At 59.2% G+C, this 16,657-nt stretch carries 15 protein-coding genes and 1 pseudogene; 3 read left to right on the top strand and 13 right to left on the bottom strand.

Translation table 11 applies throughout. The features are described from left to right. The first annotated feature begins 93 nt into the window (after positions 1-93). The 3 genes from WC392_05520 to WC392_05530 all read left to right on the top strand — a co-directional run bounded on the left by WC392_05520 (position 94) and on the right by WC392_05530 (position 2,418). Positions 94-1,620, top strand: coding sequence for a Fic family protein (locus tag WC392_05520; protein ID MFA5241823.1), 1,527 nt, complete (start codon positions 94-96; stop codon positions 1,618-1,620). 274 nt (positions 1,621-1,894) lie between these two features. Next, positions 1,895-2,077, top strand: a complete 183-nt coding sequence (locus WC392_05525; protein ID MFA5241824.1) for a hypothetical protein — start codon at positions 1,895-1,897, stop codon at positions 2,075-2,077. After that, positions 2,059-2,418 carry a DNA-binding protein gene (locus WC392_05530; protein ID MFA5241825.1) on the top strand — a complete coding sequence of 120 codons (360 nt, stop codon included), beginning with the start codon at positions 2,059-2,061 and terminating at the stop codon, positions 2,416-2,418. Before WC392_05525 ends, WC392_05530 begins: the two co-directional genes overlap by 19 nt. Before the next feature lie 655 nt (positions 2,419-3,073). Here WC392_05530 and WC392_05535 read toward each other — a convergent pair. The 13 genes and pseudogenes from WC392_05535 to murC form a co-directional block, all read right to left on the bottom strand. Beyond that, positions 3,074-3,886 (bottom strand): HTH domain-containing protein, encoded by an 813-nt coding sequence (locus tag WC392_05535; protein MFA5241826.1) that lies wholly within the window; start codon positions 3,884-3,886, stop codon positions 3,074-3,076. A gap of 114 nt (positions 3,887-4,000) precedes the next feature. Continuing rightward, positions 4,001-4,987, bottom strand: a complete 987-nt coding sequence (locus tag WC392_05540; protein ID MFA5241827.1) for a CapA family protein — start codon at positions 4,985-4,987, stop codon at positions 4,001-4,003. Continuing rightward, complete coding sequence (locus tag WC392_05545) at positions 4,980-5,375, bottom strand: hypothetical protein (GenBank protein MFA5241828.1); 396 nt, start codon at positions 5,373-5,375, stop codon at positions 4,980-4,982. The genes WC392_05540 and WC392_05545 overlap by 8 nt, the downstream gene beginning before the upstream one ends. Continuing rightward, on the bottom strand, positions 5,376-6,497 hold the full coding sequence (locus tag WC392_05550) for a deoxyguanosinetriphosphate triphosphohydrolase (GenBank protein MFA5241829.1): 1,122 nt from the start codon (positions 6,495-6,497) through the stop codon (positions 5,376-5,378). 121 nt (positions 6,498-6,618) lie between these two features. Next, positions 6,619-8,094 (bottom strand): diguanylate cyclase, encoded by a 1,476-nt coding sequence (locus tag WC392_05555; protein MFA5241830.1) that lies wholly within the window; start codon positions 8,092-8,094, stop codon positions 6,619-6,621. 161 nt (positions 8,095-8,255) lie between these two features. Next, entirely contained in the window at positions 8,256-9,380 is a 1,125-nt protein-coding gene (aroB, locus tag WC392_05560) for a 3-dehydroquinate synthase (protein MFA5241831.1), read from the bottom strand. A 33-nt stretch (positions 9,381-9,413) separates the two neighbouring features. Beyond that, a pseudogene (locus WC392_05565) lies at positions 9,414-9,908 on the bottom strand (shikimate kinase). Positions 9,909-10,015: 107 nt separating this feature from the next. After that, complete coding sequence (gene ftsZ, locus WC392_05570; GenBank protein MFA5241832.1) at positions 10,016-11,167, bottom strand: cell division protein FtsZ; 1,152 nt, start codon at positions 11,165-11,167, stop codon at positions 10,016-10,018. Between the two features lie 144 nt (positions 11,168-11,311). Then, on the bottom strand, positions 11,312-12,550 hold the full coding sequence (ftsA, locus tag WC392_05575) for a cell division protein FtsA (GenBank protein MFA5241833.1): 1,239 nt from the start codon (positions 12,548-12,550) through the stop codon (positions 11,312-11,314). A gap of 10 nt (positions 12,551-12,560) precedes the next feature. Then, positions 12,561-13,292, bottom strand: a complete 732-nt coding sequence (locus tag WC392_05580; protein MFA5241834.1) for a cell division protein FtsQ/DivIB — start codon at positions 13,290-13,292, stop codon at positions 12,561-12,563. Continuing rightward, positions 13,282-14,232 (bottom strand): D-alanine--D-alanine ligase, encoded by a 951-nt coding sequence (locus WC392_05585; protein MFA5241835.1) that lies wholly within the window; start codon positions 14,230-14,232, stop codon positions 13,282-13,284. Before WC392_05585 ends, WC392_05580 begins: the two co-directional genes overlap by 11 nt. Beyond that, on the bottom strand, positions 14,222-15,259 hold the full coding sequence (murB, locus tag WC392_05590) for a UDP-N-acetylmuramate dehydrogenase (GenBank protein ID MFA5241836.1): 1,038 nt from the start codon (positions 15,257-15,259) through the stop codon (positions 14,222-14,224). The genes WC392_05585 and murB overlap by 11 nt, the downstream gene beginning before the upstream one ends. Next, on the bottom strand, positions 15,259-16,653 hold the full coding sequence (gene murC, locus WC392_05595; GenBank protein MFA5241837.1) for a UDP-N-acetylmuramate--L-alanine ligase: 1,395 nt from the start codon (positions 16,651-16,653) through the stop codon (positions 15,259-15,261). The genes murB and murC overlap by 1 nt, the downstream gene beginning before the upstream one ends. Between the last annotated feature and the right edge of the window lie 4 nt (positions 16,654-16,657).

The raw sequence follows: 16,657 nt of genomic DNA on the forward strand, positions 1-16,657 counted from the left end.
CAAGTTGAACGGGTAGCACAATCGAAGGGTATAATTGGTTTTTTGGGAAACAGCTATTTTATAATCGTTTTTTTAGCCTCGTAATTAAAAATTATGCCCTATGTCGGATATCAGTGGCTTTCCCACGCATTCAAAATCACGCCGGTACAGCCCTTCCCCGTACAGAGTGAAATTGGCCGTATTCGATCCACTTCAAAAGAGGGCGATGTTTGCCTTGAGTCCTACGTCGAATCTTATCGTCCAGGCGCAACGCTGAGTGAACACCTCACTTTTGCATTCAAGTACGAGGGAATTCACCTTGAGTTTCTTGCGCGGCTGTTTCGACTGCCGGGCGTCAGGCATGAGCTGGAACAGTGGATTTCCAGCGAGCCAACCGGTGCTTATGCACGCCGCGCCTGCTTCCTGTACGAATGGATCATGCCGGATCAGTTAATCTTCCCTGGGGTAATGCAAGGAAATTATGTTGATGCCTTGCCTCCAGAAGACTTCATCGTCGGCCATGCAATCCTTAACAAGCGTTGGCGTGTACGTGACAATCTTCCGGGCAATCGGGATTATTGCCCCATTATCCGGCGAGTCGATGCCGTCAAGGCAGCCGAGCAATACAACCTGGCCACCAGGCTATTGGCGCTTGAAGCTGATTACGGCATTGATCTGATAATTAGAAGTACAGTTTGGTTAACGATTAAAGAAAGCCGGGCCAGTTTTTTGATCGAACACGAGCAAGACAAGGAAGATCGCATCCACCGCTTTGCGGCTGTAATGGAAAGCGAATGCGGCAAGCACGGGAACCCATTTGCGCCGGAAACACTGGCGATGTTGCAACGCGGAATTCTTGGTGACACAGCCCTTCGCTATGGCGCGCGAAAATCCCCCGTCTATGTTGGACATTCTGCGCGCTATCAGCCGGTGGTCGATTATATTGCGCCTCACTGGGATTGCCTCGAATCCATGCTTGCCGGGTTGGCTTGCTTCCTCGAACGGACACAAGGCGGGGCTTCCATTGTAAGGGCCGCAACAGCCTCGTTTGGCTTTGTGTATGCGCATCCGATGGCCGATGGAAACGGGCGTATCTCCCGTTTTCTGATTAACGACGTGTTGCGCCGCGACGGTGTTGTCCCCCCGCCCATCATTCTGCCGGTGTCTGCCACGATAACCAATAGCACCTATAACCGGGCGGCCTATGACAAGGTGCTTGAAAGCTTCTCACGCCCCCTGATGCGTCATTACGCAGATCAATACCATTTTGGCGAACCGGTCATTGCCAAAGATGGCGTGGAATACAACCTGTATTTTCAAAGCTACGATGACGCCTTGCCTGCGTGGCGTTACCCCGATCTTACTGCCCACGTTATCTACCTGGCTGAAGTCATCGATGACACATTGACAAAAGAAATGCGGAGTGAGGCGCGCTTCCTTCAGTCGAATGACAAGGCAAGAAGCGCTATCAAAAACTTCCTGGAAGCCCCGGATAATGAGCTTGATGGGATTATTCATAGTGTTCGGGAAAATGGAAATACCATTTCGAACAGGCTTCGCAAGCGCTACCCATTGTTGGCTGACAATCCGCAATTGAGCGAACGAATTATTCAGGCAGTGGCAGAAGCATTTGCCGATTAGCATGTTTACTGCGAAGCAAGAAAGGCAAACAGCCGCCGGGCTGCCCCCGGCAATCAATTATCCGCGCGAAGCGCACGAAACCATTCTGAGCAATGCTATGAATCTAAACTCCATGCTGTGCATGCTATCCGCAGCATGCGGCTGAAATCATGGCGGGGTGCATTGCCGTCAGGCCGGGCGTGGCGAGAATTCCAGCCGGGCAGGAGGAATGCGTGGTGGGGCACAAGACGGTTTGGGAGATCGGCTGGTGAGGGCTGGGAACAGAACATCGCCCTTGATTGACAACATGAAGGCCGAGTTGATTACCCGCTTCCGCAATGTCACCGATGATGGCACGGGGATTGAAATGGTCGTCTGGCACATGCCGGAGCCAGTGCCGTCGTCAGGGCATCCGCACAAATACCGGCTGATTGATGATTTTATCGAGGAGGTTGAGCGATGGAAGCAAGAACACTGACCATTACCATGCAGCCGGATTGGCAGGGCGCATTGCGGCACGCCGCGAAGGCGGCTTTTCAGGTCAGCGCCTACCAGGGTGAAACGCTCAACTTCGATTCCCCCGACGCATTTTTTTCGCGCATGACAGAACGGCGCTGGGCACTGGTAAATGCCTTGCTGGGCGCAGGCGAGTTTTCCGTACGCGAATTGGCCCGCAGGGTCGGGCGGGATGTGAAGCGCGTTCATGAAGACGTCAGCGCTCTTGCCGAGCTTGGCCTGGTGGAGCGCAGCGCTCGCGGGGGAGTGGTCTGCCCGTTCGCTGACATTCATGTGGATATGCATTTGCGCCATGCGGCATAAAAGAGCATTGGCGATGTCTGGGTAGTCTGTATGCGCTTTGCGCATGGTTGATTGGGTGCCGGGGCCGCCCGGCGGCGGGTAACTTTCTTTTGCTTGCCCAAAAGAAAGTTACCAAAGAAAAAGGCACCCCATCCACCGCCCCCTTCGGGGGTTCCCTGCGCTGCTCGTCAAGCCGGGCGGCTGCGCAACTCGCGCTACGCGCTCAGACAGTGCTCGCCGACTGCCCCCGGCTTGCCTGTGCTGCTCGGCGGTGGATCAAGGGGAATTGGACGCGGCGCTAACGACTGGTCTTCGATTTTTATCGGTGTAGGGCGTGGAGCCACCACCCAGCTCCCCCTCTGCGCCGCTTCGGGTTGGCAGGCGAATTGGGGGGGTGTCGGCTGCGCCCTGTTCGAGCTCCGCGGCAGGGCACGGTTTGTGTGCCCTGCTAGGGCGAGTTGCGCAGACGCCCAATTTGCCTGACAAGCCGAAGGAACCCGAAGGGCGGCGCAGCGGGGTGCCTTTTTCTTTGGTATCTTTCTTTTGGGCAAGCAAAAGAAAGATACCAGCCGCCGGGCTGCCCCCGGCAATCAATCATCTGCGCGAAGCGCACAAACCCATTCAATTGAAAACTATGAATACTTGCTTTGATCTTGCGCATGATCGTTGAGTTTTCTTACGAACCACCTCGCATTTTTTGCTCAATAGACCGAAGCGTATTTTGAATTTCGCGCTCCTTGAGCTCTGGGTCAATGTCTTGGATGTATTCGATAGCAGAAAAATCATCACCGCGTTTTCTATTCTGAGGAGGCTCAAGTGCTTCAATGAGCAAAGCTTCCAATGTTGCGACAAGAGCCGCGAGCGAAGTATTGAGCGCGGTTTCTCGGAGACTTCCCTCTTGGGTTACATCGAGTAAGCCAAACCACGAAAACCGATTCCATCGACTGCCTAGGCGATCAACAGTGTGTTCAAAAAGGCGTTTTCCGAGCGGGCGGTCAATTGACCGTCCAACATAGACCACGGTGTGGTGGTCGTACAGAATGTAGATCCCTTTCTGTTTGCCGAAATCGACTGGCTTGGAAAGAGCCTGTTGTTTTCCATACATCTTTGGATCGTTACGCCAGACAACAAGATCACGTTGCCAATACATGCCGAAGGAGTGAATGATTGAGTCAGATGCCTCCACATCGGTTTCGGCAAGCGTTTCCAGTTTCTTTTGTTTTGGAAATGGAGTTGATCCAGTAGCAATTGCTGCTGCAGGTGAATTCTTGAGTGCAAATATACCTTTGCCAACGCGCATAAATGGTGATTTCTCACCATCGTGTTTTATCGATGATGCCATTTGTGCATTTACTGTTGCCGCAGGGGTTGCACCGTCAGTCTCGTAGTAGCCGCGCATCAAGATTTGTTCGGAAATTTCTGTGTAATGCAACGGCGTCGAGGACTCTGTGAGTACTTTTTTAATGGCTTCTTTCCACGACTTCTCCACTGATGCCTCCGAAAAATCTAACAGTTATTAAACGGGTCTGTATGTAAATAATGCTACTGGCAGGCTAAGAGTATGTACGCGATTGGCATGCCGCTCAAGGCAGCCATCCACAAATTACGGGTTCTTGCACACCCTGACCACCGCTTCTCCCGCCTTGCCACAAGGCGTTTCAGCGCCAGAAACGGGGTGCGGCGTACCCTCCTGATCCATCCGTGCCGCCAGCGTATCCCACTCGATCAGCCCATTGCGATCCACGCTCAGCCGCAGCAGCCACCCCTCCCGCGTTTCCGGGATTTCCGGCGGGTCGAAGCCGTCGAACACGAAGTTGCCCAGGCTGTAGACGATCAGCTTCCCTTTGTAATATTCCGCCCCCTGGGTGACGTGGGGGTGTCCGCCAATCACCATGTCCGCCCCCGCGTCGATCATGGCCCGGGCCAGTTGGCGCTGGCGTTCAGTGGGTTGCAGTTCGCGCTCCCAGCCCCAGTGCATGAAGGGGAGCACCAGGTCCGCTCCTGCGGCACGGGCGGCGCGGATGTCGGCGACGACCTGGCTGTCTTCGCTCCAGGCTATTCCCGCCCAGTCGGGTCCGGCCTCGAAGGAACGGGGCTTGAATTCGTTGTAGCCGAGGACGGCGATGCGCAGGCCCTTGCGTGCTATCCACAACGGCGCATGGGCGGTGGCAAGATCGTGTCCGCCGCCGAAGTAGGGCAGGCCGTTTTTTTCGAGCAGCGTCAGGGTTTCGAGAAAGGCTTCCTTGCCGTAATCGCCGGAGTGATTGTTGGCGACGGCCAGGGCGTTGAAGCGACCCTTCAGGATGGGCAGCACGCGGGGATGGGCGCGGAAGGAAAAAATCTTGCTCTCCAGCGGCTGGCCGGTGGTGGCGACCGGGCACTCCAGGTTGCCTATGGTGAAATCAGCCTGGGCCAGCGTGGCGGCGAAGTGGGCCAGCGGGTCGCGCCCGGACTGAATCACCCGCCCCGGCCCGTCGTCGAGCATGATGTCACCGGCGAAGATCAGGCGCACCGGCTCGGCCCGGGCCGGGGTGGTCATGAGGAGCAGGCCGGTCAGGGTCAGGCACAGGAACAGGCGGGGTCTATTCATTGGTGGCGCTCATGTCGCACCAGTACTGCAGTTCGCTGTCGCGCACCGGTTCGTAGACGAAATGCAGGCCGCTGAAGCCATGGGGACTTGCCGCCTTGCCCGGAGGAGGATAAGGGAAGGTAGCCTGGTGGATCAGGGCCGGGCCTTCGTCGCGCTCGACATAGGTATAGACCTTGATGGCGGCCTGATCGGCGGGTTCGTTCTGGAATATCAGGCGGAACTGGAAATACGAGCCCACCTTGATGCCCTTTTCCGCATAGGGCGACTTCACGGGGTGGGCCGCCAGAACCCTGGACTCGCCACCATAAGTGTAGTGGCACACCACCTGTTCGGCCTGGGCTGCCGGGATCAAAATCAGCAGCAGAAGGGTTGCAAGGGCCTGCTGCATTTACATTTCCTCGATCGAAAACAGCCGGCGGTGCTCGCGGTAGGCATAGCGGTCGGTCATGCCGGCGATATAGTCGGCAATGATGCGCGCCTTGTCTGTGGCCGCTTTCTCCTGATACTGCGGTGGCAGCAGGGCTGGGGTGTCGAAGAAGGCATTAAACAGTTCGCGCACGATGCGGCGAGCTTTCATGCTCATGCGGTTTACCTGAAAATGGCGATAGAGATGCTCGCGCAGAAACTGTTTCAGTTCGCGCTGCTCGTTGGCCAGTGGCTCGCTGAAAGCCACCAGTGGCGAGGCGCGGCGCACGTCGTCGAGACTGGCGGGCGCGGCGGCCCGGATATTGCCGGTGCTCTGTGCGATCAGGTCCATCACCAGAGTGTTGATCATGCGCCGCACGGTTTCGTGGATCAGGCGCCGCCCGTCGAGAGCGGGATGTTTTGCCCGTGCCATCGCCAGGTGGCGGGCAAACAGGCTGGTGTTGGAGAGCTGTTCGAGGGTAATCAGGCCTGAACGCAAACCGTCATCAACATCGTGATTGTTGTAAGCGATTTCATCCGCCAGATTGGTTACCTGAGCTTCCAGGGAGGGGCGTTGATCATTCAGGAAACGCTCGCCGACCTCGCCCAATGTTCTGGCGTTGGGGAGGGAACAGTGTTTGAGGATGCCCTCGCGCGTCTCAAAACATAGGTTGAGGCCATCGAATTCGGCATAGCGCTCTTCCAGAAAATCCACCATCCGCAGCGACTGCAGGTTGTGTTCGAAGCCGCCGTGATCCTTCATGCAGGCATTGAGCTCGTCCTGCCCGGCATGGCCGAAGGGAGTGTGGCCCAGGTCGTGAGCCAGGGCGATGGCCTCCACCAGCACTTCGTTGAGCTGCAGGTTGCGCGCAATGGTGCGGCCGATTTGCGCCACTTCCAGGCTATGGGTCAGGCGGGTGCGGAACAGGTCGCCCTCGTGGTTGACGAATACCTGGGTCTTGTATTCAAGGCGGCGGAAGGCGGTGGAGTGGATGATGCGGTCGCGGTCGCGCTCGAACTCGTTGCGCCCGGCGGGGGCGGGTTCGAAAAGCTTGCGGCCGCGGGTGTGCTGCGGATGCGCGGCATAGGGCGCGAGTTCCGTCATGTAAGTACCTCAATTCTGGCTTGATCAGCAATGGCGCCCGGCATGGACCGCCGGGCCAGCGTAATGGGGAGGATAGCATCATTTCCCCGCCCCCTCTCAATCCCCCCTTGCCAGGGGGCGCCTAGGCGGCGGCAAGCTTGGTCTGGTTGCGCCCGGCGTGCTTGGCCAGGAGCAGGGCGTTATCCGCGCGTGACAAGGCCATGTTTTCGGTGCCGTCGCTTTTCTTGTATTCGCTCAGGCCGCCACTCCAGTGCAGCTTGTGCATGACGCCCTGCGTAAGTTCCAGTTCGGCGGGCAGGTTCTGGCGCAAGCGGCTGGCGAGTTCCGCCGCTTTTTTCAGTGGAGTATTGGGGAAAATCACGCAGAATTCATCACCCCCCAGGCGGGCGATAAAATCGCTGGAGCGTAAATGATCTTTAAGCGCTTTACCGAACTGCACGATCAGGGCATCTCCGGCATCGTGCCCAAACGTGTCGTTCACTTGCTTGAAATGATCGATATCGATAATGAGCAGACTGTGGGTCCAGCCTTCCGCCAGGGTTTTAAACAGTTCACTTTGCTTGAAGTCGAAGCTGCGGCGGTTGTTGACCTGGGAGAGATGGTCGATGCTGGCGGATTCCGTCACCTGTTTGTGCTTTCCCAGCATGAGCTTACCCAGACGATACATGAGCCCGAAGCTTTGCTCGAAATCCTTCATCTGGATGGCGTACGTCTTGCGCAGGCGCGCATGGCGGATATCCGAGAAAAATACCAGTATGGTGTTGATGTCGTTTTTCAGCGTTTTGCGCAAGGCAAAATACAGCCCAGCCATAACAAGAGCCAGCAATATCGAGGAAAGCGCCCATGCCGCCAGGTGGCGTTGAGATAAAGAGGCCACCGGCTTGGCGGGCAAGGCCGGGGTACGCCATACCACGAGTCTCCATGCGCTTCCCGGCAGATCAGTCAGCTCCTGGAAAATGCTGGCTTTAATGCGTGTGTCGCCACGTTGCAGCAAAACGTCGTGGGGGCCGTTGCTGTTGGCCTGTTGCAGTTCGGCGTAAGAACCCTGTAACTGTAGCGAATCGAATAAGGCGACAATCTCCGGAACGCTTTTTCCGATCACGACAAAGCCGAGTATTGCCTTGCTTTGCGGATCAATGACCGGCTCCGCAACGGTTGGTATAAACCAGGAGCTTGCAGGCGCGGCCTGAGTGGAGGCATGCCCCTTTTCCGGAACCTCGGGTATGCGCGAATACACGACCGAAAGCGGCGGTATGGGGGAATTTCCGCCCGCACTGATATTTGGCAGCGTTCGCTGAATCCTGGCATCCGGGTAAAGCGTGTGAATGAGTTGTGTCTGGGGGCCGTGGTCCGGGCCCGCCTTTAGCGCATTGATTGTCTGGGGGAGCTGCGCGATATGTGAGGCAGTGGAGCGCATGTTTCCGGTCAGCCCGATGATGGCGGCGGTCAGGGCATGTCTGGCATCTGTTTGAGCGGCTGGATCGGCTGGCCTGGCTTGTGACGGGCTGGCCTGGTAGAGGTAAAAAATGGCGGCACTGTTGACCGACTCCAGCACGAGGAAGGAGATCAGGCAGAAAAGTGCTAGGGAAAGTTTCATTTGCTAATGGGGTTTTTCCGTCTGTACGCACACGATTATGCCATTATCAAAGTCATTCCGTTGCTTTTGCCCAATAATAAAATATGGGCTGAAAGTATGAAGAGGCATATCTTGCAGCAAACGGTTAACCCTGAAGTTTCCGGAGCTGATGGGCGCCCTCGCTAGGGATTTTCTGTCCCGTCAGCCTCCTTGTGAAGTTTGGCCGGGCGCACAAAGCCCGTCAGCGCCTGTGCCAGCTTGTCGGCTGTGACATCAGCCGTGACCAGCGCTGCGCCGATGGATTTCAGCAGGACGAAGCGGATTTTTCCGTCTTCCACTTTCTTGTCCAGTCCCATGAAGTCGAGATAGGCCTCCACTCCAAGGTCAGGCGCATGGTCCGGCAACCCGGCGCGCTGAAAAAGGTGCCGGGTACGTTCCAGATCCTGCGCGCTGATCCACCCCATGCGATGTGACAGATCGGCTGCCAGCACCGTTCCACCGGCCACCGCTTCGCCATGCAGCCAGTTGCCATAACCCATGCCGGCCTCGATGGCGTGGCCGAAGGTGTGGCCGAGATTGAGCAGGGCGCGCACGCCGCCTTCGCGTTCGTCCGCGGCCACGATTTCGGCCTTGTTCTCGCACGAACGGCGGATGGCATACGCCAGGGCATCCTTGTCACGGGCCAGCAGCCGGTCCATGTTCTGTTCCAGCCATTCGAAAAACGGCAGGTCGCGAATCAGGCCGTATTTGATCACCTCGGCCAGGCCTGCCGCCAGTTCCCGTGCTGGCAGGGTGTCGAGCGTGGAGGTGTCGGCGAGCACCACTTGCGGCTGGTAAAAGGCGCCGATCATGTTCTTGCCGAGCGGGTGGTTGATGCCGGTCTTGCCGCCCACCGACGAATCCACCTGGGCCAGCAGCGTGGTGGGTATCTGGATGAAGGGCACCCCGCGCAGGAAGGTGGCGGCCGCATAGCCGGTAAGATCGCCGATCACTCCGCCGCCCAGCGCGATCAGCGTGGTTTTGCGCTCGCAGCGGTTTTCCAGCAGGGCGCTGTAGATCTGGTTCAGGGTTTCGCTATTCTTGTAGGCTTCGCCATCCGGCAGGATGATCGGCAGTACGTTGACGCCCTCGCCGGTTAGCGTGGAGGTCAGCTGGTCCAGATATAGCGGCGCCACCGTGGTATTGGTGACAATCGCCACGCGCTTCTGCGCCAGGTGCGGCAGGATCAGCTGTGCCTGCCGAAGCAGGCCTGCGCCGATGTGGATGGGGTAGGAACGTGCGCCTAAATCAACGGTCAGGGTTTGCATGTCTGGAGCTTGTCCATCGGTGAGTTTCTGAGTCAGACGGCGTACCAGCCCATGAATATTCTGGTCGCCCGTGTCCATGATGATATCGGCCAGCTGCCGGTAAACCGGGTCGCGCTGGCCAAACAGTTCACGCAGCTTCGCCTGGGGGTCGGCGGTTTGCAGCAGGGGGCGATTCTTGTCGTGCCGGGTGCGGTGATACAGGTCGCGCACTTGCGCGCGCAGATAGATGACCGTGCCGCTGCGTTTGAGGTGTTTGCGGTTTTCCTCGCGCAATACCGCGCCCCCGCCGGTGGCGAGCACGACATTGTCCATCCTGCACAGCTGGGAAAGCACGGCGGTTTCGCGGTTGCGAAATCCTTCCTCGCCTTCCAGTTCGAAGATCAGCGGGATCTTGACCCCGGTACGGCGCTCGATCTCGTGATCGGAGTCGATGAAGCGCATGCCGAAATGCTTGGCCAGCATTCTGCCCACGGTGGTCTTGCCTGCGCCCATGAGGCCGATGAGAATAATATTGTTGGGGTAGGACATGGGTTGCAATGATAACGGCTAGAAGGGGGATTTAGCCAGAAAAGCAGAAAGGAGGAAACCGGCCTGGCGGCCGGTTTCCCGTTCTGGAGGAACGTCAGGAGTTCTGCTTAGTCAGCCTGTTTGCGCAGGAAAGCCGGGATGTCGAGGAAATCGACACCGGAGGCTTTCATGGCTTCAAGCTGGGCGCCGCGTTCACGGCGGCGCATGACGGCTGGTTGCTCAAGCTCATCGTAATTCACGCTCATGGGGGCATTGTCCGTCCCGTTGCGGACCACCAGTTGCGGCTTGTTCTGCTGACGGGTAATCGCTCCGCCGAGACCGGTGGCAACCATGGTGACGCGCAGGGTGTCGCCCATATTTTCATCGATGACGGTGCCGACGATGACGGTGGCGTCTTCCGCGGTGAATTCCTTGATGGTTTCCATCACCTCGTAATATTCCTTCATCTTGAGGGACATGCTGGCGGTGATGTTGACCAGGATGCCGCGTGCGCCGGCGAGGTCGATGTCTTCCAGCAAGGGGCTGGCGACGGCGCGTTCCGCTGCCAGGCGGGCACGGTCCACGCCGGCGGCGGAAGCCGAACCCATCATCGCCATGCCGTTTTCCGACATCACGGTTTTGACGTCGGCAAAGTCCACGTTGACCAGGCCGGGGCAGTTGATCACTTCCGCGATGCCTGAAACCGCGCCATGCAATACGTCATTGGCGGCCTTGAAGGCGTCCTGGAAGCTGACGTCTTCGCCCAGCACCTGCATCAGCTTGTCGTTGGGCACCACGATAAGGGAGTCGACGTGCTTTGCCAGGGTTTCCATGCCGAGCTGGGCTACCTTGGCGCGCTTGCCTTCGAAAGCAAACGGCTTGGTGACCACGGCCACGGTCAGAATTCCCAGTTCCTTGGCCACTTCGGCGACGATAGGCGCAGCGCCGGTGCCGGTGCCGCCGCCCATGCCGGCGGTAATGAAGAGCATGTTGGCGCCCTGGATCATTTCAGCGATGCGCTCGCGGTCTTCTTCCGCCGAGGCGCGGCCCACTTCCGGGTTTGCGCCGGCGCCCAGACCCTTGGTGATGTGCGCGCCCAGTTGAAGCTGGATTCTGGCCTGGCTGCGCTTGAGCGCCTGGGCATCGGTATTGGCGCAGATGAATTCCACCCCTTCCAGTCCACTCACGATCATGTGGTCAACTGCGTTACCGCCGCAGCCGCCCACGCCGATCACCTTGATAACTGCATCCTGCATTGGTGCTTCCATGATTTCGAACATTTTGTTCCTCCTTTTAAATTGCCGTTCTTCCAGAACTCAAACCAAACCCAAAAATAAATTCCCTTACTGTCATTGCGAGGAACACCGTGACGAAGCAATCTGAAAATTCGGGATTGCTTCGCTACGCTCGCAATGACGGCCCTGCTAAAAATTGCCTTGAAACCAGCTCTTCATTTTTTCAAAAATCTGTTGTAGCGAGGTGTTTCCCATGTTGGCGATCTGGTGGCGCTGGTGCTGTTCCTGCGCCGACATCAAGAGGCCCAGACCGGTGGCGAAGCGCGGGTTGCGCACTACTTCCGCCAGCCCTCCGCTGTAGTTGGGCACGCCCAGGCGCACCGGCATGTGGAACACTTCCTCGCCCAGCTCCACCATGCCCTGCATGGCTGAACTGCCGCCGGTGATGACGATGCCCGAAGACATCAGGTCCTCGAATCCGCTGCGGCGCAGCTCCGCCTGCACCAGTGAGTAAAGCTCCTCCACGCGCGGCTCGATCACTTCGGCCAGCGTCTGGCGCGACAGCTGGCGCGTTTCGCGCTCGCCCACGCCGGGCACTTCCACCATCTGGTTGGCATCGGCCAGCTGGCGCAGGGCGCAGCCATGGGTGCGCTTGATGTCCTCCGCTTCCTTGGTGGGCGTGCGCAGGGCCATGGCGATGTCGTTGGTGATCTGGTCGCCGGCGATGGGGATCACCGCGGTGTGGCGGATCGCGCCATCGGTGAACACGGCGATGTCGGTGGTGCCGCCGCCGATGTCGATCAGGCAGACGCCGAGATCTTTTTCATCCTCGGACAGCACCGCCATGCTGGACGCCAGCGGTTGCAGGATCAGATCGCGCACTTCCAGTCCGCAGCGCTTGATGCACTTGATGATGTTCTGCGCCGCCGAAACCGCGCCGGTGACGATGTGCACCTTGACCTCCAGCCGGATACCGCTCATGCCCAGCGGTTCGCGCACGTCTTCCTGGCCATCGATGATGAATTCCTGGGTCAGGATGTGGAGGATCTGCTGGTCGGTCGGGATGTTCACCGCCTTGGCGGTCTCGATCACCCGGTCCACGTCCATCTGCGACACTTCCTTGTCCTTGATCGCCACCATGCCGTGCGAGTTGAAGCTCCTGATGTGACTGCCCGCGATGCCGGTATACACATCGACGATCTTGCAGTCGGCCATCAGTTCCGCTTCCTCGAGGGCGCGCTGAATGGCATTGACGGTAGACTCGATATTGACCACCACGCCTTTCTTCAGTCCGCGCGAGGGATGATGACCGATGCCGATCACTTCCATCCGTCCGTCGGGACGAATTTCAGCCACCATGGCGACGATCTTCGAAGTGCCGATATCCAGCCCGACGATCAATGTTTTTTGTTCCTTGATCCTGCTCATTATTTTCCCCTTACGCCCCCGCTGGTTTGTGTGTTGCCGTGGCATCCATACGCACCGCAAAACCATTGGGGTAGCGCAGATCCACGTAATCGACCGCTTTTCGCAACTGGCCCAGGCGGCCCAGGGAGCGGTCGTAAACCTTGACGAATTTTTCCATTCTTTGCGCCACGTGCTCGCGCCCCAGTTCCACCACCAGGCCATCATCCAGCCTGATCTGCCAGGCGCGGCGCGGCGACAGGCTGACCGTCACCGGATGACGCCCGGTTATCGCCAGTTGCTGCCTGAAAAACAGATACTGCCTGGCGACTTCCTGCACACTATCGGCAGGGCCGCTGAAAACCGGCAATTGCTGGTCCGAAGCAGCCTGAAAAATTTCTCCCTGAGCGTTGACCAGCGCCGTGTTGTTCCAGCGTGCCAGCACTTCATGTTCTTCCAGTGTCACTTCGAGCTTGTCAGGCCAGCGCCGCCGCACATTCACGTTGCGCACCCAGGGCAGTTTCTCGAAAGTGCGCCGGGTCTTGTTCAGGTCCAGGGTGAAGAAGTTGCCCTTCAGCGCCCGGGTCACGATGAACTGAACCTGTTCATGCGTCACATGCTCCAATTCGCCATTCACTTTCACCTCGCGCAGCGGAAACAGCGGCAGGTGAACCACCAGAAACAGCACCGCGTACAGCAACAGAATCGCTGCCACCGCGTACAGCAGGTTGGCCAGCCACAGCATCAGGGCCGGTTTATCCCACATGCGACAGCTCCAGTACCTTCAGCACCAGCTGCTCGAAGGAAATCCCCGCCTGCCTTGCCGCCATCGGCACCAGGCTGTGATCGGTCATGCCCGGCGAGGTATTGGCTTCGAGCAGATAGGGCTTGCCCGCTTCGTCCATGAGGAAGTCCACCCGTCCCCAGCCGGCGCCGCCGATGACGGCGAACCCCTGTTGCGCCAGGCGCTGCATTTCCTCTTCCTGTGCTGCGGGCAATCCGCAGGGGCAGAGATAGCGCGTGTCGTCGCGGAAATACTTGGCTTCATAATCGTAGAATTCGGTGGCCGGCTCGATCTTGATCACCGGCAGGGCAATCCCGCCCAGCATGGCCGCGGTATATTCGCCGCCGCCGACGAACTGCTCGGCGATCACCAGCGGGTCGTACTGGGCGGCCAGCTCATAGGCCTCGCGCAGTCCGGAGGCGTGCTTGACCTTGCTGATGCCGACGCTGGAGCCTTCGTTGGCTGGCTTGACGAACAGCGGCAGGCCCAGCTGCCTGGCTACCGCCTCGAAATCCGTTTGTGCCGTGAGCAGCTCGAAAGCCGGGATGGGCAGCCCGGCGGCGCGCCACACCAGCTTGGTGCGCCACTTGTCCATGGCCAGCGCGGAAGCCAGCACGCCGCTGCCGGTATAGGGGATGTTCATCAGCTCCAGCGCGCCCTGCACCGTGCCGTCCTCGCCGTAACGCCCGTGCAGGGCGATGAAGGCGCGGTTGAAGCCGCCGCTTTTCAGCTCGTGCAAATCGCGTTCGGCCGGGTCGAAGGGGTGGGCATCCACGCCGCTGGCACGCAGGGCCCTGAGCACCGCCGCGCCGCTCTTGAGCGACACCTCGCGCTCAGCGGACCTGCCGCCGAACAGCACTGCTACTTTGCCGAAGGCGTGAGGGGTGAGGGGTGAGGGGTGAGGGGTAATGTTATCCAGCATTATTTTGCCTTTCACCAATTATCCTTACTTCGGTAATCAGTTCTATTCCGTGAACTTTCTTGACCCGTGCTTGCACCTCTTCAATCAGGTTTTCGATGTCCGCTGCCGTCGCATTGCCCAGGTTGACGATGAAATTGGCGTGCTTTTCCGATACCTGCGCGCCGCCGATGGTCAGTCCTTTCAGGCCGCTGGCTTCGATCAGGCGTGCCGCGTGATCGCCCGGCGGGTTGCGGAATACCGACCCGGCATTGGGCAAGGCCAGCGGCTGCGTGGCCATGCGCTTCGCCAGCCATTCCCTGGCCTTCTCTTTGGCTGCCTTGCCGTTGCCCGGGGTGAAGCGGAACCAGGCAGCGGCGAACCATTCTTCTGGGTGAGGGGTGAGGGGTCCCGCCTGCGCGGGATTCCGACTTTCTACGCGACTTGTCGCGTGAAAGGTCGTATATGAGGGGTGAGGCGAAGAAACGTCTCCCCTCACCCCTAACCCCTCACCCCTCACGGCCAGCGCAACATGCCGGTAGCCAATCTGGAAATCCTGCGGCAGACGCTCGCGCAAGGTGCCGCTGGCGTCGATGGTGAGCACCCGCTCCACGCATTGCCAGGTTTCCCTGCCGTAACAGCCGGCATTCATGGCCAGGGCGCCGCCTACCGTGCCGGGGATGCCGGACAGGAATTCGGCGCCTTCAAGATTCTTTTGCGCCGCGAAGCTGGCCACTTTCGGGCTGCTGACCCCGGCTTCGGCATACACCAGTCCCTCAGGCGTTGCGCTGATCTGGTTCAGCGCGCCGTGCAGCAGGATGACCGTGCCCTTGAGCCCGCCGTCGCGCACCAGCAGGTTGCTGCCCAGGCCGACGAAGTGCAGCGGGCCCGTGCAGGTGGAGAGGAAAGCCGCCAGATCCTGCAGGTCCGCCGGGGTGTAGCAGCGCTCTGCCCGTCCGCCCGCGCGCCAGCTCACGTGAGCCGGCATCGGCTCATCGAGCTTCAATGTGCCGCGCAAGGGTGCGTGCAGATGAGCTTGCGTCATATCCATTAGCCTTTACCCAGCGCCAGTTTTGCCGCCACCTGGCCGATGGAACCCGCGCCCATCACCAGCACCACGTCGCCATCCTGCACCATGGCCAGAACGGCTTCCGGCAGTTCGTTGACGTTTTCCACGAAAATGGGTTCCACCTTGCCCGCCACCCGCACCGAGCGTGCCAGGGCGCGCCCGTCGGCCGCCACGATGGGCGCTTCGCCAGCGGGATAGACTTCGGTCAGGACCAGCGCATCGACGCTGGACAGCACCTTGACAAAATCCTCGAACAAATCGCGGGTGCGGGTATAGCGGTGTGGTTGGTATGCCAGCACCAGCCGCCGGTCCGGAAAGGCGCCGCGCGCGGCTGCCACGGTGGCAGCCATTTCCACCGGGTGGTGGCCGTAGTCGTCAATTAAAGTAAAACGACCGCCTTCCGGCAGACTGATTTCGCCATAGCGCTCGAAGCGCCGGCCGACACCCTTGAATTCGGCCAGCGCCTTGACGATGGCGGCATCGGAGGCGCCCACTTCGCTGGCGATGGCGATCGCCGCCAGCGCATTCAGCACGTAATGCATGCCGGGCAGGTTGAGGGTGATGTCGAGTCTGGTGGTCTTGCCGTTGACGCGCAGCACGGTGAACTTCATCTGCCCGTGACTGGCTTCCACGTTGACGGCCCGCACCTTGGCATCCTCGGACAGGCCATAGGTCCACACCGGCTTGGTAATGCGCGGCATGATCTCGCGTACTACCGGGTCGTCCACGCATACCACGGCCATGCCGTAGAAGGGCAGGTGCGAGGTGAAATCCACGAACGCCTGCTTGAGACGATTGAAATCGTGGCCGTAGGTTTCCATGTGATCCTGGTCGATGTTGGTGATCACCGCCAGCACCGGGGTCAGCAACAGGAAGGAAGCATCGGATTCGTCCGCTTCCGCGACCAGAAAATCACCCGTGCCCAGCCGTGCATTGGTGCCCGCGGCTTCCAGCCGGCCGCCGATGACGAAGGTCGGGTCCATGCCTGCCTCGGCCAGGATGCTGGCGATAAGGGACGTGGTGGTGGTCTTGCCGTGGGTGCCGGCAACGGCAATGCCCTGTTTGAAACGCATCAGTTCGGCCAGCATCATGGCGCGCGGCACGATGGGGATGTTGCGCTCGCGTGCTGCGACCACTTCGGGATTGCCTTCCTTGACCGCAGTGGAGGTGACCACGACATCCGCGTTGGCCACATTGCCGTCGGCATGGCCCTTGAAGACCTTGGCGCCGAGCTTTTTCAGGCGCTGGGTGGTGGCGTTGGCGGAAAGGTCGGAGCCGCTGATCTTGAAGCCCTGATTCAGCAGCACTTCAGCAATGCCGCTCATGCCGGAGCCGCCGATGCCTACAAAGTGGATGTTCTTGACTTTATGTTTCATTGTG

Origin of the sequence: Sulfuricella sp., from assembly GCA_041651995.1 — a bacterium.
Classification (GTDB): Bacteria; Pseudomonadota; Gammaproteobacteria; order Burkholderiales; family Sulfuricellaceae; genus Sulfurimicrobium.

What these genes read in the sequence shown, in the direction of transcription:
- WC392_05530 (MFA5241825.1), top strand. Translation starts at nt 2,059, where the DNA reads ATGGAAGCAAGAACACTGACCATTACCATGCAGCCGGATTGGCAGGGC.
- ftsA (MFA5241833.1), bottom strand. Translation starts at nt 12,550, where the DNA reads ATGAGCAGGATCAAGGAACAAAAAACATTGATCGTCGGGCTGGATATC.
- WC392_05585 (MFA5241835.1), bottom strand. Translation starts at nt 14,232, where the DNA reads ATGCTGGATAACATTACCCCTCACCCCTCACCCCTCACCCCTCACGCC.
- murC (MFA5241837.1), bottom strand. Translation starts at nt 16,653, where the DNA reads ATGAAACATAAAGTCAAGAACATCCACTTTGTAGGCATCGGCGGCTCC.
- ftsZ (MFA5241832.1), bottom strand. Translation starts at nt 11,167, where the DNA reads ATGTTCGAAATCATGGAAGCACCAATGCAGGATGCAGTTATCAAGGTG.
- WC392_05580 (MFA5241834.1), bottom strand. Translation starts at nt 13,292, where the DNA reads ATGTGGGATAAACCGGCCCTGATGCTGTGGCTGGCCAACCTGCTGTAC.
- aroB (MFA5241831.1), bottom strand. Translation starts at nt 9,380, where the DNA reads ATGCAAACCCTGACCGTTGATTTAGGCGCACGTTCCTACCCCATCCAC.
- WC392_05555 (MFA5241830.1), bottom strand. Translation starts at nt 8,094, where the DNA reads ATGAAACTTTCCCTAGCACTTTTCTGCCTGATCTCCTTCCTCGTGCTG.
- WC392_05550 (MFA5241829.1), bottom strand. Translation starts at nt 6,497, where the DNA reads ATGACGGAACTCGCGCCCTATGCCGCGCATCCGCAGCACACCCGCGGC.
- murB (MFA5241836.1), bottom strand. Translation starts at nt 15,259, where the DNA reads ATGGATATGACGCAAGCTCATCTGCACGCACCCTTGCGCGGCACATTG.
- WC392_05540 (MFA5241827.1), bottom strand. Translation starts at nt 4,987, where the DNA reads ATGAATAGACCCCGCCTGTTCCTGTGCCTGACCCTGACCGGCCTGCTC.
- WC392_05545 (MFA5241828.1), bottom strand. Translation starts at nt 5,375, where the DNA reads ATGCAGCAGGCCCTTGCAACCCTTCTGCTGCTGATTTTGATCCCGGCA.
- WC392_05520 (MFA5241823.1), top strand. Translation starts at nt 94, where the DNA reads ATGCCCTATGTCGGATATCAGTGGCTTTCCCACGCATTCAAAATCACG.